Genomic DNA, 18,122 nt, shown 5'->3' on the forward strand with positions numbered 1-18,122 from the left:
AAAACTAATCACCTCCCGAAGTCCTGTTAAGCAGCAGAGAATGAATTTGCCATAGCTCTTTTGAGAAGTGTTCAATCTCTTTCTTTATATCACTGATGTCATCTTTATAGATTACACCTGTCGAATTTACTCGCTTTGCAATCTGATTGATGTTATTTGTTGCATTGGAAAGTAAACCTTGTAAATCTCTGAAAGGTTCTAAATCTACTTGATAAATTTCCTTTTCTAAAACGCACTTGCGAATAAAATGGCTCATATTTCTGCACTTTGCAAGTTTTCTTTTCTCCTCAAAAAGAGCTTTTTCTTCTTCAGTTAGTTTAATTTCAAGTCTTTCATTTCGTATTCTATTTGCCATAGGTATTTTCTCCTTTAGGTGTATTTCGGGGTCTTAGGGTTCTCCCTAACAAGCTAAAAATTGATAAAAAAAGAAGCAGATTCCAAAGGGCTGCTTCATCAATTTTTCCGTAAGTGTCCGTACACTTACTGTGCTTGCTACAAAAGTGTGATTAAGGTAGCAAGCATTAAGCGTGTATTTGATTTGTGTTTTATATTATACCATATAAAAGTAAAATATTACAACTTTTGTTCTTGAAATTTGAGATGGCAGGTAGTATAATATAACTAAGTTATATTTGGAGAAAGGAGGAGTAAATCGTGGCTAATGGTGATTACGAAGCAACTCATAAAAAAATATTGGATTGTGGAAAGAATATTTTTAAAACACAAGGATTTGAAAAAGCTAATTTAAGAGCAATCTGCAAAGCGGCGGGTGTAACTACAGGTGCTTTTTATGGTCATTTTGAAGATAAGGAAGCTCTTTTCACCGAATTAGTAGAGCCAATCGTGAATCAGATACAAAGTTCTTATGCCATGTATGAAGATGAGAGTTTTGATGTTTATAAAAGAGAAAATCATATAAAGAAAGAAACTATTTCCAAGATTTTGGAATCAAAAGCACAAGGTGCTATTAAAATGGTTCTATATTTCTTTGAACATAAAGATGCATTTGAATTACTGGTCTTTGGTTCTTATGGAACAAAATTTAACAACTTTTTAGACGGAATTATTGAGAAAGAAGATAAAAATCACTTTGAAATTTTAAGTATGATATACGGAGCGGATCATGTAAATAATGTGATAACTAATAGAGGAATTCATCTAATCAACCATGCGTACTTTTATGCATTATCGGAAGTAGCAGTTCATTCTAAAAGTAAAGAAGAAGTGAAATTGAATGCAACTTTGATTTCGGAGTTCTTTAATGAGGGATGGAAAAAGATACGAGGAATATAGACAAATTTTTTTACCCGAAACATAACTTAGTTATATTTCGAGATCTCAGAAGAATAAAAATAAAACCGGATATTGTTTCTGTATGAAAATAGAAATATATCGAATTGAAAAAACAAGGAGGACAAAATTATGAATTTAAAAGGTATTGTAAAAATAGCAGTATTTTCTGTTATTGGGTTTGTATTAACAATGGGATTAGGTTTTTTGACGGGATCGTTTGGGATGCTTCCAAGTTTATATTTATCATCAGCCCTGCCAACAATTATTGTAGCACCGGTCTTTGTTATTATGTGTAAGCAGGTCGGGCAAAGAGGTACAGCATTTTTATACTTCCTATTGATGGGTGTTTTCTATGTTCTCATGGGAATGTGGCCAGTAATTGCTGTTTGTGCTATTGCAGGACTTTTAGCAGAACTTGTAATTGGTAAAAAGGAAAATTATGAGAATAAGAATATGAAGATTGGGGCTGCGTTTGGAGCAGGTATGTTCATATATTCCTTACATGCTATGTATTTTACGTTTGTATTTGGCGTAGAAGGACTTACAAAGCAATTTCCAAAGATGTTTACAACCGATTACGCAACATTCCTTTACAATTTTTACACACCTAAAAATATCTTGATTTGTTTATTGATTGCAATTGTGGCTTCAGTTATAGGTGCCTATTTTGGAACATATATTTACAATAAATTTTTTAGTGATAGGAAGAAAAAAAGTGTTTTGTAGAGATGAAAAAAATAATATAAACAAATACCAACTATCAGACAAAATCAACCCGCTTACTATAGTTGGGTTGATTTTGCTATTTTCTGTTGTTTTAACAATAGGAGAACAAACCCAATACTTATTTTCCCTTATTTTTGTTTTAGGACTGTTATCCTTATTTTCAATTAAAAAAGCATTTAGAACAATATTTTCATTGCTTATAGTATGGGGACTTATTTATTTACTAAAACCCCATTTAGGAAATGTTTTGATTGGTTCTATATATACAATGCTACTTATAGTGTTGAAATTTGCTCCACTTTTCATCTTGGGAAGAGTTCTGTCTTCATATAGCTCTTCGCATCTAATTGCTGCATTTAGAAAAATTGGAATTGATGGTGGAATAGGTATAGGAATCACAGTATTTTTTCGTTTTATTCCGGAAATCTCTATTAGGATGAAGGAAATAAATAATGGTATGAAAATTAGAGGATTTAAAGCAAGCATTTTCAAACCAATTAGAACATTTGAATTATATTTTGTTCCTCTTATGTATAAGTGCATAGACATAAGTGATACCTTAACTTGTTCAATTATATCAAAAGGAATTGAATACGATGGGAAAAAAACAAGTTTTCATGAGGTGAAAATTACATTTATTGATATCTCAATGATAGTAGGAGGGATGATTTTGTTGGGGGCGAGTTTATGGAAAATATTTTAGAGGCAGAAATAAGATCCTTTCATTATGGAGAGGAGTTGATATTAAAAAATTTAAAAATGTCTATAAAGAAAGGCGAAATTGTAGTCTTAACAGGTCTTTCTGGATGCGGAAAAACAACACTTTTAAGATTACTAAACGGGCTTATTCCATCCTTTTATGATGGTGATTTTGACGGAGAAATCAAGATTTTAGGGAAAGATATAACGGCATATAAAAAGGGAGAGTTAGCTAAATATATTGGCAATGTATTTCAAAATCCTAAAGATCAATTTTTTTGTGATGTGGTTGAAGATGAAATTGCTTTAGTTGGTGAAAATTTAGGGTTAGAGAAAAAAATCTTAAGAGAAAAAGTTGACGAAGCAATGCAGTTACTTGAAATAGAGTATCTAAGAAAAAAGTCTATCTTCGAGTTATCAGGAGGGGAAAGGCAAAAGGTAGCTATAGCTGGAACTCTTATCTATGATACGGATATTATTTTTTTTGATGAGCCATCAAGCAGTCTTGATTACGATAGTATAAAACACTTCAGTGAAATACTTCTCAGATTGAAGGCGATGGGAAAGACAATAATTATAGCGGAACATAGGCTCTATTATTTAAAAGAGATTTTTAGCAGATTGATTTATATAAAAGACGGTACAATATGTGATATTTTTCCGAATGGGAGTCTTAGTAATAATAAATGTAAGGAGCTTGAGTTAAGAACGCTTAATGAAAGAGAATTGGTATCAAAAAAAGAACCGATTGTGGCTAAAAGCTACATAAAATTAAATAACGCCTGTATCCATCAAGGGAAAAGAATCTTGATAGAAAACTTAACCTTTGAGATTGGTGAGAGCGAAATAATGGGAGTGATTGGGCCTAATGGTATTGGAAAAAGTACCTTAGCAAAAGCATTATGCGGATTATCTGAAAAATATTTAGATGTCAGCTATGGACAGAAACAAAAGGAAAGGCTTAGAAACTCGTATTGTGTATTACAAGATGTAGATGCTCAGATTTTTTTAGACACAGTAGAAAATGAATTGATATTTTGTAAAGATAAAAACTCGGAAAGTGATTTAGAAAAAATACGAGAATATCTAAAAGATACAGACCTGTGGCATAAAAAAACCAATCATCCGCAGAAATTATCCGGTGGACAAAAACAACGATTGGCGATTATTACTTCGTTTTTATCCGGTCGTAAGTTGATAATTCTGGATGAACCAACATCAGGTCTTGATTATAAAAGTATGAAAATTATGTCCGATTTAATGACAGAAAAAGCAAAGGAGATTCCAATTATAATAATTACTCATGACTTAGAGTTGTTATTTAAAACCTGTCATTCCGTCTTAATGCTCGGCGATAAGGATTATAAAAAAATATCTGTAAAGGGAAATGAAGCGTTGATTATGGATTTTATGGATAAAAAGGGAAATTTATTGAAGGAGAAAAACTATGTTAAATAAGGTTTTTGAATATGCAGGTTCGCATAAAAAATCAATTCACTTAGCAAGTTTTATTATGCTTATTAGTGTAATTATGGGTGTGCTACCCTTTCTATTTGCATATCAGATTATCAATCCACTTATTTTAGGTGAGCAATTAGAATTTGAAAGATTTGCTATTTTATTGATCAGTATTTTAGTTTGTTTAGTGTTGCAAGCTGTCTTAGGAGGTTTAGGTCTTAATGTATCCCATAAAGCAGCATACAACACGCTGCTTGGACTTCGAACATCCTTACAGAAAAAAATGGAAAATCTTCCATTGGGTATTGTTGAAGAAAAAGGGACTGGTACAATCAAAAAAATGTTTGTGGATGATATTGGCAGTTTAGAGGTGCTTTTAGCCCATTCACTTCCTGAAGGAATAGCTAACCTAATTGTACCTATTATGGTTTATGTTTCAATGTTTTTTATTGACTGGAGATTAGCGTTAATGTCATTAGCTTCTATTCCGGTTAGCATTCTTGCAATGATGATTATGTACTCTGTAGGTATGAAACAAATGGGACCATATTATATGGCAAGTGGAAAAATGAATAATACCATTATTGAGTATGTAAACGGTATGGAAGTTGTAAAAGTATTTAATAAGCAAACAGAGTCTTATGAGCGCCTTTCTAAAGATATCAGTAATTACAGAGATTATGCACTCGCTTGGTATAAGACGGCATGGCCATGGATGGCGTTATACAGTGCTTTACTTCCATGCACGATTATTTTAACATTGCCGCTTGGTGGTTACTTTGTATACATGGGCTATGCAAGTCTTTCTAACTTAATACTGATATTATGCCTTTCTTTAAGTATAGGATTACCACTACTGAAAGCTCTTGGGTTTTTACCAACTATGCCACAGTTAAATTATAAGATTTCTGCTTTAGAACAAGCCTTAAATATGGCTCCTTTAAAACAGGGAGAAAATGATTTTAAGGGAACAGGGCATACTATTTTATATGACAATGTTACCTTTGGCTATCAGTTAAGCAAGATGGGAGAAAACGGACAGCCTGAAACCTATATTAAGAATGTTATTCATAATGTTAGTTTTACGGCAAGAGCCGGTGAAAAGACAGCGATTGTTGGCGAATCCGGTTCAGGAAAAAGTACTTTGGCTAAACTTTTAATTCATTATTATGATGTTTTAGATGGAAGCATAAGTATTGGTGGACAAGACATACAAGACATAAGATTGGAATCACTCAACAAACAAATTTCTTATGTAGCACAAGACCAATATCTATTTAATACCTCGCTTTTAGAAAATATTCGCATTGGTAATTTAGCTGCCAGTGATGATGAGGTTATTGAAGCAGCTAAAAAAGCCCAGTGCATGGAATTCTTAAATAGACTTCCGGATGGTATTTATTCTTTGGCTGGAGAAGCAGGAAAGATGCTTTCAGGTGGAGAAAGGCAAAGAATATCATTAGCGAGAGCTATTTTGAAGAATGCTCCGATTGTTGTACTTGATGAGGCAACAGCCTACGCAGACCCGGAAAATGAAGAAAAAATGGAAGCGGCTATTCGTGAACTTGTGAAAGGAAAAACCTTAATTGTTATTGCACATAAGCTGCCATCTATTGTAGATGCAGATCAGATATTGGTTATGGATCATGGTCATTTAGTTGCGAATGGAAAGCATAAAGATCTATTAGAATCTTCAGCAGAATATCGTAAATTATGGGATGCGACACTATTTAGTAAAGATTGGAAAATCAGCAGAAAGGAAGGTGAAATGAATGTTTAGACTAATTTCAAGAATTTTAAATTTATCAGGTAAATACAAAAACAGAATAAAGTCTGCATTTATATTTGCCTTTATTGAATCTATATTAAGTAAAATGCCTATATTTATTGCATTTACCGTTTTGATTGGATTTTATGAAAAAACGAATACCTCCAAAACTTTTCTATATGTAGGGGTGGGACTTGTTTTAGTGGTTTTATTACAAGCTGTGGTTCACTTCTTAAGCGATAAATTACAAAGTGCAGCCGGCTTTATGATTTTTGCTGATAAAAGAATGGAGCTTGGGAATCATCTTAGAAAGCTTCCGATGGGATATTTTACAGCAGGTAATTTAGGAAAAATAAATTCTGTTTTAAGTTCGGACATGGCTTTTATTGAAGAAGTTTCCATGAGTACGATTGCCAATATGATGAGCTATGTATTATCAACACTTGTACTAACAGTATTCATGTTTGTTTTAGATTACAGAATTGGACTGATTGCGGTGTGTGTAACACTGGTTGCAACATTGCTTGCAAATAGCATGAATAAAATGTCTTTATCTGAAGCGGTTATTAGACAAGAACAAAGTGAAAAACTCACCGATGCAGTTTTGTCATTTGCTGAGGGGATCAGTGTTATTAAAAGTTACAACCTTTTAGGCGAAAATTCTAAATCTCTTACAGATAATTTTATATCCTCAAAGGACACATCTATAAAATTTGAAAATAAAATAACACCATGGACAACCGGTTTAAATATTATTTATGGAATTGGGATTACATTTATTTTAGCAGTGGCTTTATATCTTAATCATCAAGGAACTTTGGGACTTCCATATATGTTGGGGCTTATTTTGTTTGTGTTTGACTTATTCAGCCCTTTAAAAACACTTTATGGAGAAGCGACAAGGCTTACTGTAATGAACGCTGCATTGGATCGTATTGAAGAAGTGTTAAATGAAACTGAACTGCAAGATGTGGGCAAAAAACATATTTCAAAATCTGATACCTCAGAACCTGAAATTTGTTTTAATCATGTTAAATTTTCTTATGGTGAAAAAGAGGTCTTGCATGATATGAGTTTCAAAATGAATAAGAATACAATGACGGCTTTAGTTGGACAGTCCGGGGGAGGTAAATCCACAGTAGCAAATCTTTTAACAAGATTTTGGGATGTGGATTCCGGTGAAATTTTGATTAGAGGAGTGAATATAAAGGATGTTTCACTATCTGAATTGATGTCGGAAATCAGTATGGTTTTCCAGAGAGTTTATTTATTTCAAGATACGATTTTTAACAATATTGCCATGGGGAAAGAAAATGCAACGAAAGAAGAAGTTATAGAAGCAGCCAAGAAAGCAAGATGCTATGATTTTATTATGGCACTTCCTGATGGATTTGACACAATGATTGGAGAGGGAGGAGCAACTTTATCCGGTGGTGAAAAACAAAGAATTTCTATTGCCCGTTGCATGTTAAAAGATGCTCCTATTGTAATTCTTGACGAGGCAACAGCAAGTGTTGATGTGGACAATGAAAGCTATATACAGGAAGCAATTAGTGAATTGGTAAAGAATAAAACATTATTAGTTATCGCCCATAGATTAAATACTATTAGAGATGCCGACAATATTATTGTAATCAAGGAAGGTAATATTGCAGAACAGGGAACCCATAATGAGCTAATTGCTTTAAATGGGATTTATAAAAATATGGTAGAGCTGCAAAATAAAAATAATGGCGTAAAAATACTGTAAGAATATATTTATTATAAATGGAGGTAAGTACTTGAAACAGGATATAAAAGAACAACTATTAACAAAAAGACCGATAGATTTACTCTTTCAGCTATCTATTCCGGCGGTTATCGGAATGATAGTAATCGGTTTGTATCCGTTAATGGACGGAATATTTGCAGGGAAAATTATAGGACAGACAGCAATGACTGCCTGCGGCGTTGCAATGCCACTTACTTTTTTTAACAGCGGTGTTTCAACTTTACTTGGTGTAGGTTCTGCTTCTGTACTTTCAAGAGCAATCGGTAAAGGAGATCAAAAAACTGTAGATAAAATTATGGGGAACTTAATCTTTTGGGTGATTTTGTTCTCTGCTATCATCACAGTCGGAGGAATCCTCCTCGCACCACACTTTTTAGATATGGTGGGTGCGACAGGTGAAATCAAAGCCTATGGAATCAGATACCTTAGAGTAATTTTCATCGGTTCTCTATTTGTGAACTTTACACAGTCTGCCAACATGGTAATGCGTGGCGAAGGACTGATGAAAAAAGCCATGCTGATTATGGGATTTGGTGCTGTGCTTAATATCATCCTTGATCCAATTTTAATGACCGTTATGGGTGAATATGCCATTGAAGGTGCTGCACTTGCAACGATCACAGCCCAATTTGTTCAAGCTGCTGTAACACTACATTATTTCTTGAAAAAGAGTAAGGTTGTTAAAATTCATAAGATACAGTCGGATACGGAAATCAAAAAAGAAATGTTTTCTGTTGGTTCATCCGCTATGATGATGCAACTTCTGTTTATGATACAGCAGACCATGCTTTATAAAATGGCATTTAAATATGGTGGAGATACGAACGGAATTTTGATGGCGGCATCGCTTCGTGTATATGCCTTTTCCTTTATTCCGCTTTGGGGAATGAGTCAGGGGTTGCAACCTGTGGTTGGTACAAACTTCGGAGCAAAGCAATTTGACAGAGTAAGACAAGGTATGAAGGTGTTTTCTATTGGAGGACTTATCCTTGCAGCAATCTTTTGGCTTCCATCTTTACTGTTTTCAAGTCAGATCCTTTCCTTGTTCGGTGTAGAGGCAAGCATTATTGCACAAGGAGTAGGAAATTTCAGATTGTTCTACTGCGTATTTATCTTGTACGGCGTGATGGTTATGACGATTACATTCTTCCAATCAATCGGAAATGGAAAGAAAGCCGGAACGATTGTTATGCTTAGACAGTTATTCTTATTTGTTCCTGCAATGATCTTTTTACCAATGATATTTGGAGTAAAAGCGGTATGGTTCACACAACCACTGGTGGATTTCATTATGATTACTGTTGGAATGCTTATGATGCTTAGTGAACTTAATAAAATGGGAAAAGACAAAGCGTAAATGCAAGAAAATTTGATATAAAACCTGAAACAATCAGAGAGGCTGTGGGTATGGATACTATTTATCTATAATGAATGGAGGGAGAGGGAGATGAACAAGTGTATGAGTTTCCTTGTAGAATTGAAATGGAATAAAAATACTCCTTTTTTCTATAATCCTTGTAGTTGTCTGTGCTTACGCATACTCTCTTAAACAATTAAATACATTTCAAAAAAGAACGAAATTCGTTCATTTTAGAGGACTTCTTATGCCCGGATGCAGAAGTCCTCCTTTTTTTGTCTGAAAAACAATCATTCAAAAGAAACGGAGGACTTCGAAATGAAAAAAGAATTTTATCTATATGTAAACGGACAAAAGGTAAAAGTCAGTGAGGAGATATACAAGGTCTACTGGCGGGAAAGAGAACATGAAAAGTATTTAGAGCAGGTGGACAGAAAAAACCACTTGCTCTTTTTTTCATCCTTGGATCAGGATGGACATTTCGTGGATAGTATTATTGATGAGAGTGTTGATGTAGAAAAGATTGTGGAAACTCAGATGATGATTGAAGCAGTCAGAAATGCTATATCAAGGCTCAATGCAGAAGAAAGAGATATTATTGAACGCTTGTATTTCAATGATGAAACTTTATCAAGTGTTGCAAGAGATAAGGGAGTAACTTATCAGACTATACAATGGCGAAAGGATAGAATTTTAAGAAAGCTCAAAGAGATTTTAGAAAAATTATTGTAGAAAATACTCTGTATGTGAGGGCGGATTTTCCTTTATAAAGTGAAGGGAGATCTGTCCTCTTTAATTTTTTAGAAGATAGGAAATGAAATTCAAGATATTTAAAGGGAATTCTCTCTTATAGCCATTAGGCAGTTGTTCTTTGACAACTGAATAGACCAAGACGGGACTTTTAATTACTTAGTGAGCAAAAGATATTTACGCCATAACTTTCCTGCTGATTAAATTCGGTTTAAATGAATACTGCCATAAGCGAGGATATAAGGAAACGAGCGATAGATAAATATTCTAAAGCAAAGAACAAGGATAACTTTGTGAGCCATGATCTAAGTGATGATAATGATACTTCTTTAGTGAAAGCCGGCTCATCTTAACAGGGGCGGTGGTGAGATTCCAATGTTGCTGATCCAAAGCACCCGTCAATGTCATAAAACTTAAAAATGAATTTTAACGAGGAGGGTTTAGAATGAATAACGAATTACTAAAATATAGCCTCCAATTATCTATGCTATCTATCTTACTTTCCGAACATTTACTAAACGATATTGAATACAGAAAGATAAAGTTAAAACTAATGAAAAAGTATAACATTTCGACAGAATTATATTTATAATGTTTTGTAAGTGTGGTATAATTAAACTGCATAGAAAGATACAAATAAGGAGGCGGATGCAGTGAAGAAAGATGTAAAAGTTATTAAAGGTGATATCACACTGAAAAGAACTGCATCAGGCTGTGTTGAACGCTCAATAAAGCGAGTGGCAGCTTATTGCAGAGTTAGTACAGATACTGAAGATCAGATTAACAGCTATAATTCTCAAGTAGAACACTACACAGAATTTATAAAGAAAAATAATGAGTGGACACTTGCTGGAATATATGCTGATGAAGCAATAACAGGAACACAGGTTGATCGAAGAATTGACTTTCAAAGGCTGATAAATGACTGTATGAATGGCGATATAGATATGATAATTACAAAGTCTATATCAAGATTTGCGAGAAATACATTAGACACTTTAAAGTATGTAAGAAAGTTAAAAGAGTTTAATGTTGCGGTATTTTTTGAAGAAGAAAACATAAATACTCTAACAATGGATGGCGAATTGCTTTTGACTATTTTAAGTTCAGTTGCTCAACAGGAAGTAGAGAACATTTCAGCTAATGTTAAAAAAGGCTTGAGAATGAAAATGGAAAGAGGAGAAATGGTCGGCTTTCAAGGATGTTTAGGTTATGACTATGATCCGGAGACAAAAAGCATTTCTGTAAACGAAAAAGAAGCTGAAATTGTAAGATATATTTTCAGAAGATATATTGAAGGCGTCGGTGGGATGGTAATCTCAAGAGAGTTGGAAGAACAGGGATATTTATCACCAAGAAGAAATAAAAGGTGGACTGAAACAACAGTTTTAGGAATTATAAAAAACGAGAAATATAAAGGAGATCTCATGATGGGAAAGACCTATACGGTTGATCCTATTTCAAAGAGGAGATTGGATAATTTTGGAGAACAGGATAAGTTTTATATAGAAAACCATCACGAGCCAATTATTTCGAAAGAAGATTTTGAAAAAGCTCAAGGCATTAGATTAAGAAGGTCAAAAAATAGAAATACCATTGCTAACAGTGGTGGTAAAAGAGAAAAATATTCAAGAAAATATGCTTTTAGCAGCATGCTTGAATGTGGATTTTGCGGTCATAATCTTTCAAGAAGAAATTGGCATTCAAGTTCAGAATATACAAAAGTGATATGGCAGTGTGTCAATGCTACTAAAAATGGGAAAAAGTATTGTCCGCATAGCAAAGGAATTGAAGAAGCAGCTATAGAAAAAGCATTTATGGAAAGTTATCGTCAAGTATGCCACAATAATGTAGAAATTACCAACGAATTCCTTAAAACTGTTGAAGAAGAATTGAAAGACAACAGTTTAGCTAAAGACTTGAAGAAGATAAGCAATCAACTTGATAAAATAATAAAGAAAGAAAAAGATCTTGTTGAATTAAGGCTGAATGAGTCAATCAGCATGGATATATATCAGGACAAGTATAATGAAATAGCCAGTAGCAAAGAGAAATTACTTGCAGAAAAAAGGACTTTAGAAGTAACACTTACTGATGAAAAAGCATTGAAGAAAAGGCTTGAGGGTTTTAAAAAATTACTTGAATCCAATAAATACCTTGAGGAATTTGACAGAGCTGTATTTGAAAGTATAGTAGATAAGATAATTATTGGTGGGACTAATGATGATGGCGAAATTGATCCGGCAATGATTACAATCATATATAAAACAGGTAAAAAAGATTCCCAAGACGGACGATTATTTAAAAGCAGAAGAAAAAATGCAAAAGAAGTTGATGGAGAAAATGACAACAAATTGTATCCTCAATCAAGTAACGAGGCAAATAAATTGTGTTCCTATCAAACAGACAACACATGTGGAGTGCATAGTTCTTCTGTCACGGGAAACGAAGTAAAAGTACACAAAAGGCTTGAAATCAAGGGATTCCGAAGATGAGGCAATAAAAAATACCTTTCCCGGAATTCCTTTTTTATCGGTTCTGACAATAGTTGTGAGCACTGATTTTTTGCGAAGTGTAACAAGGCAACTACTGTTTTTGAGGTTTTCGGAGGGTGTGTAACAAGGGAACTGTTGTCAGGACACATATTGTAAAATTGCCCAGACATCATTATAATAAATAAGAAACTTAATAGGGCAAAAAGGAGAATGTCATATGGATGACATTAAGAATGTCGTACGCATAGAGAAAACCCGTGTCATCAAAGACTACAGTGTCGGTATCTATGCCCGGGTCAGCACAAACAGTAAGGAGCAGCTCGACAGCCTTGCCAATCAGATATCGGGGCTTACTCGTCTTGCGGCAGCACACCGGACATGGTTCGTTGCGGACATCTTTATTGATGTAGGTACGGCAAAGACAGGATCCACACGAGAAGAATTCAACCGCATGATCAGAGAGTGCGAGAATGGGCATATCGACATTGTTCTTACAAAGAGCATCAGCCGCTTCGGACGGGATACGGTCGAAACTTTGGAGGCGATACGAAAGATCAAGGATGCCGGAAAGAGGATCATCTTTGAACGTGACAAGATCGATACGGAAACCGTGGACAGCGAATTACTCCTGTCGGTGATCGAAGTCTGTGAGCAGACGGAAAACGAGTGGCGCAGCGAGAATATCAGAATCGGTCTGAAGCAGAGAGCGGCTAACGGCACGTCCGGTTTATATGACAGACCGTGCTACGGATATTACAAAGACAAAAACGGCATGCTTGCCATCGATGAGAAAAAGGCGGAGGTCGTCCGGAACATCTTTGACTGGTATCTGGAAGGGGCAAGCGCGGTCGGCATCAAGAAGCAGCTGGAGAGCAAACAGATCAAAAGTCCCAGAGGGAAAGATACATGGAGCAAGCATACGATAGAATCCATCCTGACCAACATGAAATATACCGGGGATGTAGCGATCGCGGATTCCGGCGGCTCCGGGAACCAGTATAAGCTTGGCGATCACCACACCGGAATCATCTCCAAGGAGAAATTTGAGGCGGTGCAGATCGAGCGGGCGATGCGCAGCAATATGGAAATCACGGAAGATGGCTTGAAACGCAGAAGTACGAAGTACAGCTCCAAACGGAAGAAATAATAGGAATTTAAGCAGGCAGACAACATTGTCCGGCAGCAAAACACGGCATTTCTCGCTTTGTGTCGTGTTAAAGGATGATTCCGGATCGTATCATGGCATGGAAAGGAGGTCACCCATATGGATCAGGTCAAGATAGGCTCTTTCCTGAAAGAACTGAGGAAGGAAAGAAATCTGACACAGGAAAGTCTGGCTGAAAAGCTGAATGTCTCCAACAGAACGATATCCCGATGGGAGACAGGAAGCAATATGCCTGATATCGGTATGCTGGTCGAGATCGCAGAGTTCTATGACGTGAGCATACCGGAAATCATCAATGGAGAAAGGAAAAGCGAGAACATGAATCAGGAAACAAAAGAAACCGCTGTGGCTATGGCGGAGTACAGCCGTAATGAATTAAAAACAGGAAAGCAGAGAATCATCGGCGCATTGCTGTCGGGCTTCGGCATCTTTGTTATTGTATCGGCATTATCGGTATTTCCGAGTGAAAGCAGCTGGGGAAGTATCTACTCTGTGATCGGGAGCATTATACTGATTACGGGCATCTATTTCCTAACGAGAAGAATCCTGGCGAAGAGGGTGCAGCGTATTATTTGCATAGCTGCCTGTGCTGTCATTTTATTCGGGATATTCAGTGTCACCGACTATGTGGCCATTAAACATTTTAATCAGGTGCCGAGATTCAGATATGAGACAGGATGGGATTCGAGCAATCCGGATCAGCTGGTCTATAAGACGCTGTTTTTTACTGCTGTCCGCAAGAACCCCGGAACGGAGAATGAAGTGGTTGAAATTCTAAAATAGCCCCGTTGAGAATGAAATGCGCGAGACAACAGAACCGCTGAAAAATACTGTATATATGCGGCATTTGTGCACATGAACGACAAATTCACAGATAGCCCCCGTATTTCATGTGGAGACGGTAGTACTGCTTTCCCACAAGGCTCCGGACAGTCATATCAACGTAAAGGTGGAGTTTGGCGAGGGAGAAGGCAAGGTGCCATTTGATAAAATAACGGAAAGAGCAGAAAAGTATAAGCCAAAAGAAAGAGTTGCATACAAGAAGATAAATTCGGTTTCAAAGTACATACTGCATATATAGCAGAAGTAACGAGAGCTTACGGTCTCCCTATGTATGACGCTCCTAATGCTGTAGAAGAACTGAAACAACCGAGAAAGCATCCGACAGAGGAAAAAGTGAAAGCGATCTCCGATGCTTTAGTTCATTTTGGACTTAAAAGAGCGCATCCGTATCCACTTCCGGGGACATACGGATGCGCTGGCATATCTGAAAAAGACGGGCATGGTTTGAAGATGATAAGATGCAGAAGCGTCTCTTGTGATATTGGTACAGCTATGTCGTCTCTTTTGAGGCTTCCTGCATCAGTTCATTGATCTCCTTTATAGAAAAATCTAAGGCTGAGAGCCGCTTGACATACTCTTTTGCCAGGGTGCGACGAGTCAACAGGATAAGCTCCTGATGCTCCGTGACTGTCCGACCGGTAGTACGCCGGGTGATTAACAGCCCTTCCGACTTCAGAAGCGCCAGTGCCCTTTGCATGGTATTGGGATTTACTGCCGCTTCCTGTGCCAGCTCTCGGACGGACGGAATCCGGGTTCCGGGGGGATATTCTCCCCTCAGAATCCGGAATTTGATGATCTCGGCTATCTGCAAATAAATAGGCGAGTCCGAGGTGAAACTCCAAGACATTTTTCTCACTTTCTTCTTGCTTATTTGTGCATTAGAACACGAATGCAATCTGGTAGGAAACACTTTGATATATTTGAGCTTGATGGGAATGATAATTTCTCCAATATATAACCATAGGATATAGGACAATTATCAAGAAACTATCATGTTTTCAAAAAACGGCGAGTTTATAGGAATATGGGGTATTCACGGAAAAGCCACTGGCAATAAAAACGAAAGCGTCTGCACGATTTCTATTTAGACAGACCTCAAATATGGAAAACTCAAAAACCTATGTATCCCTACACTGTTGACGTTAGGTCGGTATGCCGATATAATTAGGTGAACAATAAATGGGAGGTGACGATATGGACTTGCAGACTTTGCTTGACCAAAGACAAATCACAAAATACCATCTTTCAAAGGTCAGTGGCGTGCCAAAGACTACAATTATGGATATATGCGCGGGGCGGAGCGAGATCGAGCGTTGCTCTGCAAAAACAGTCCGGCAGCTTGCGAAAGCGTTGGATTGTACGATGGAGGACATCATGGAGCTGTCTTCCCCTTATGACAGTGCAACCGGCCTTCCAAAAGATAAGTCCTATCTTGAACGCGGCCTGCCGCCATTTCTGATGGAATCCATTGCCGCCATGAAAGCAGCATGGAAGAAATTAGATGGCGGAGAACCGTATCTTCGCTGGGACTGCGATTATTGCAATCTTCAGACGGATATCAACAACGCAGAGGTCAACCAGATCATCAATCCGGAGCAGGCATGGTATCTGCGGGAGAAGTATTTAAGACTGGAAAGGGCGTGAAAGAATGGGCGTCATAGATTTTACAGACCTGAAAAAGCGGAAAAAGATCTATGCCGGTGCAAACGGGAATAAAATTTCCGTGATTTACGAAGGCGAACAATATATGCTCAAGTTCCCTCCGCAGGCAAAGCTGAATAAAGGCATGAGTTACAGCAACAGCTGTTTTTCAGAGTACCTGGGCTGCCAGATTTATGAGAGCATCGGCATTCCGGTTCAGAAAACCTTGATGGGAGTTTATACGGTAAAGGGGAAACAGAAAATCGTTGTCGCCTGCGGTGACTTTACGGAACCAGGCGTCTCTCTGCAGGATTTCGCCTCCCTCAAAAACCGCATGATTGATTCGGAACGGCAGGGATACGGGACAGAGCTTATAGACATCCTCCAGACAATTGATGAACAGACCCTTGTAGACCGTGACAGCCTTTTGGAACGGTTTTGGGATATGTTTATCGTGGATGCCTTCATCGGGAACTGGGACAGGCACAATGGAAACTGGGGGTTTCTGTATGATGACCGTACCGACGAAATGACACTCGCTCCAGTCTATGACTGTGGAAGCTGCCTGTACCCGCAGGCTGACAAGAAAATCATGGAAGCGGTGCTCTCCGATCCAGGCGAACGCAATCATCGTATTTACAATATCCCTCTTTCGGCGATTATGCAGGAAGGTAAGAAAATCAAGTATTTTGACTATATTTCCTCCATGCAAAATGAAGACTGCAATCGCGCATTAAAACGCATTGTCCCGCGTATTGACATGGGAAAGATCAAAGGGATCATTGACTATACGCCGTTTATCAGCGATCTCCAGAAGGACTTCTATCTGACAATGCTGATAGAACGGAAAAAGAGAATTTTGGATTTCTCTATAGAAAAACTGGATAGTAAATAATCGAACTTCCATGAAACAGGAAAAGGAAACCAAGAGTGAAAATAAACGAGATAATGTAGACACACTAAAACAAGAGGCATGTTCGCCGCCTCATTCAAAAATGAATATTTGAAGAATCATCAGTCATCGTTGCATTTGACTAATGAAGATGTATCGTAGCCCTGAGCATTCAGGTAATCAAATACATTTGCATCGTTAAGCACAACCCGTTGCGGATGCTCCTGAGGATTTAACAGTTCCTCATAATCACATGGCGAGAAAGGTTGTTTGTCCTTGACCATATGATAGATTGAAACCATCATCATTCTTGCGATAGCGATAATCGCTTTCTTGTGACCGCGGCGACTCTTTATCCTGCGATACTTGATTGCAAAGTAAGGGTTTTTCTTGCACGCTATTGCAGCTAAGGCACATTGAACCATTAAAGGCTTAAGATAAGCGCCGGCTTTCATGATTTTTGTGGAATGCTTCTTGCCAGCAGATTCGTTGTGCTCGTGGTGTAAGACCACACCACGAGTACAAATGACCGAAATTGTCGAACACATCCATGTCGATGCCTGTTTCAGCAAGAACGATAGTTGCGTTAAGTTCATTCATACCTGGCATGGTCGCAACACGTTCAACATACCTGTAGTAGGGTTTGATTCGAACATAGAGTTCTGCTTCGGTTTGAAAAATCATATATTTGAGATAATCCATATGGTTACGAGCAAGCGTAAGTTTGGCCGCCTGATCAGCTTCAATTTTGTAACCTTTGATAGCGGCAATGATCTCATCGGATTTCGCTTTTGCCTGCTGCTTGATCAACTTGCGCACGGCTTTTTCATCCATAGATTCGGAGGTGTGCTCAAGAAGATAATAGATGATTTCTGTAGCCGTTTTGCCAAAAGGATTAACCTTATAAGGACAGAGAAAATAATAAAACTTGGAGAGGAGGTAATTCTCATGTCAAATACAAAAAGAACAGGACAAACAGCTCTTTACGAGCGTTTAAGTCGTGATGATGAAATGCAAGGAGAAAGCAATTCCATCACCAATCAAAAGTAGCTACTTGAAAGCTATGCCAAAAGAAACGGCTTTGTAAATATCTATCACTATACCGATGATGGAGTAAGCGGAACAACCTTTGATAGAGAGGGATTTCAAAAGATGATAAAAGCAGTAGAAGAAAACAAAGTATCTACTGTGATAGTAAAAGATATGAGTAGGTTTGGCAGAGATTACCTCAAAGTAGGCTTTTATACCGAAATACTTTTCAAAG

General features: G+C 37.2%; 18 protein-coding genes and 1 pseudogene. 15 read left to right on the forward strand and 4 right to left on the reverse strand.

What is annotated here, in order from left to right; genetic code table 11:
- Window positions 1–4: 4 nt before the first annotated feature.
- On the reverse strand, window positions 5–355 hold the full coding sequence (locus tag HMPREF0581_RS02765; protein WP_036380180.1) for a plasmid mobilization protein: 351 nt from the start codon (window positions 353–355) through the stop codon (window positions 5–7).
- A gap of 299 nt (window positions 356–654) precedes the next feature.
- On the opposite strand from HMPREF0581_RS02765, the gene HMPREF0581_RS02770 reads away from it, so the two are divergent.
- From HMPREF0581_RS02770 to HMPREF0581_RS09020, 12 genes are all read left to right on the forward strand, one after another.
- Window positions 655–1,293 carry a TetR/AcrR family transcriptional regulator gene (locus HMPREF0581_RS02770; protein ID WP_004804327.1) on the forward strand — a complete coding sequence of 213 codons (639 nt, stop codon included), beginning with the start codon at window positions 655–657 and terminating at the stop codon, window positions 1,291–1,293.
- 129 nt (window positions 1,294–1,422) lie between these two features.
- On the forward strand, window positions 1,423–2,019 hold the full coding sequence (locus HMPREF0581_RS02775; protein WP_004804330.1) for an MptD family putative ECF transporter S component: 597 nt from the start codon (window positions 1,423–1,425) through the stop codon (window positions 2,017–2,019).
- A complete protein-coding gene (locus tag HMPREF0581_RS02780) occupies window positions 2,009–2,722 on the forward strand; it encodes an energy-coupling factor transporter transmembrane component T family protein (RefSeq protein ID WP_036380183.1) in 714 nt (237 codons plus the stop codon). The genes HMPREF0581_RS02775 and HMPREF0581_RS02780 overlap by 11 nt, the downstream gene beginning before the upstream one ends.
- Window positions 2,707–4,176: an ABC transporter ATP-binding protein gene (locus HMPREF0581_RS02785; protein ID WP_036380185.1), complete on the forward strand. Its 1,470-nt coding sequence runs from the start codon at window positions 2,707–2,709 to the stop codon at window positions 4,174–4,176. Before HMPREF0581_RS02780 ends, HMPREF0581_RS02785 begins: the two co-directional genes overlap by 16 nt.
- Window positions 4,166–5,956, forward strand: coding sequence for an ABC transporter ATP-binding protein (locus HMPREF0581_RS02790; protein WP_036380188.1), 1,791 nt, complete (start codon window positions 4,166–4,168; stop codon window positions 5,954–5,956). Before HMPREF0581_RS02785 ends, HMPREF0581_RS02790 begins: the two co-directional genes overlap by 11 nt.
- A complete protein-coding gene (locus HMPREF0581_RS02795; protein ID WP_036380190.1) occupies window positions 5,949–7,694 on the forward strand; it encodes an ABC transporter ATP-binding protein in 1,746 nt (581 codons plus the stop codon). Before HMPREF0581_RS02790 ends, HMPREF0581_RS02795 begins: the two co-directional genes overlap by 8 nt.
- A gap of 31 nt (window positions 7,695–7,725) precedes the next feature.
- Complete coding sequence (locus tag HMPREF0581_RS02800; RefSeq protein ID WP_036380192.1) at window positions 7,726–9,072, forward strand: MATE family efflux transporter; 1,347 nt, start codon at window positions 7,726–7,728, stop codon at window positions 9,070–9,072.
- 318 nt (window positions 9,073–9,390) lie between these two features.
- Window positions 9,391–9,804 (forward strand): sigma factor-like helix-turn-helix DNA-binding protein, encoded by a 414-nt coding sequence (locus HMPREF0581_RS02805; RefSeq protein WP_036380194.1) that lies wholly within the window; start codon window positions 9,391–9,393, stop codon window positions 9,802–9,804.
- A 671-nt stretch (window positions 9,805–10,475) separates the two neighbouring features.
- Window positions 10,476–12,317 (forward strand): recombinase family protein, encoded by a 1,842-nt coding sequence (locus HMPREF0581_RS02815; RefSeq protein ID WP_036380199.1) that lies wholly within the window; start codon window positions 10,476–10,478, stop codon window positions 12,315–12,317.
- A 217-nt stretch (window positions 12,318–12,534) separates the two neighbouring features.
- The gene (locus HMPREF0581_RS02820) at window positions 12,535–13,464 is read left to right on the forward strand and encodes a recombinase family protein (RefSeq protein WP_009644204.1); all 930 of its coding nucleotides are present in this window, start codon (window positions 12,535–12,537) and stop codon (window positions 13,462–13,464) included.
- Between the two features lie 117 nt (window positions 13,465–13,581).
- Complete coding sequence (locus HMPREF0581_RS02825) at window positions 13,582–14,265, forward strand: helix-turn-helix domain-containing protein (RefSeq protein ID WP_009644209.1); 684 nt, start codon at window positions 13,582–13,584, stop codon at window positions 14,263–14,265.
- A gap of 109 nt (window positions 14,266–14,374) precedes the next feature.
- The gene (locus HMPREF0581_RS09020) at window positions 14,375–14,563 is read left to right on the forward strand and encodes a hypothetical protein (RefSeq protein WP_009644201.1); all 189 of its coding nucleotides are present in this window, start codon (window positions 14,375–14,377) and stop codon (window positions 14,561–14,563) included.
- Between the two features lie 252 nt (window positions 14,564–14,815).
- Here HMPREF0581_RS09020 and HMPREF0581_RS02835 read toward each other — a convergent pair whose 3' ends face one another.
- The gene (locus tag HMPREF0581_RS02835; RefSeq protein ID WP_036380203.1) at window positions 14,816–15,172 is read right to left on the reverse strand and encodes a GntR family transcriptional regulator; all 357 of its coding nucleotides are present in this window, start codon (window positions 15,170–15,172) and stop codon (window positions 14,816–14,818) included.
- Window positions 15,173–15,519: 347 nt separating this feature from the next.
- Between HMPREF0581_RS02835 and HMPREF0581_RS08500 the strand changes: the two genes are divergently transcribed.
- Both HMPREF0581_RS08500 and HMPREF0581_RS02845 read left to right on the forward strand, forming a co-directional pair.
- Window positions 15,520–15,969, forward strand: coding sequence for a helix-turn-helix domain-containing protein (locus HMPREF0581_RS08500; protein WP_156791972.1), 450 nt, complete (start codon window positions 15,520–15,522; stop codon window positions 15,967–15,969).
- A gap of 4 nt (window positions 15,970–15,973) precedes the next feature.
- Window positions 15,974–16,861 (forward strand): HipA domain-containing protein, encoded by an 888-nt coding sequence (locus HMPREF0581_RS02845; RefSeq protein ID WP_036380205.1) that lies wholly within the window; start codon window positions 15,974–15,976, stop codon window positions 16,859–16,861.
- Between the two features lie 119 nt (window positions 16,862–16,980).
- On the opposite strand, the gene HMPREF0581_RS08900 is transcribed toward HMPREF0581_RS02845, so the two are convergent.
- Window positions 16,981–17,313 (reverse strand): hypothetical protein, encoded by a 333-nt coding sequence (locus HMPREF0581_RS08900; protein ID WP_009644211.1) that lies wholly within the window; start codon window positions 17,311–17,313, stop codon window positions 16,981–16,983.
- Window positions 17,291–17,692 (reverse strand): transposase, encoded by a 402-nt coding sequence (locus tag HMPREF0581_RS08905; RefSeq protein ID WP_084645324.1) that lies wholly within the window; start codon window positions 17,690–17,692, stop codon window positions 17,291–17,293. Before HMPREF0581_RS08905 ends, HMPREF0581_RS08900 begins: the two co-directional genes overlap by 23 nt.
- Window positions 17,693–17,806: 114 nt before the next feature.
- Between HMPREF0581_RS08905 and HMPREF0581_RS02855 the strand changes: the two are divergent.
- Window positions 17,807–18,122: pseudogene (locus HMPREF0581_RS02855) on the forward strand (recombinase family protein); the annotation flags it as partial.

The organism is Mogibacterium timidum ATCC 33093, from assembly GCF_000525775.1.
GTDB lineage: Bacteria > Bacillota > Clostridia > Peptostreptococcales > Anaerovoracaceae > Mogibacterium > Mogibacterium timidum.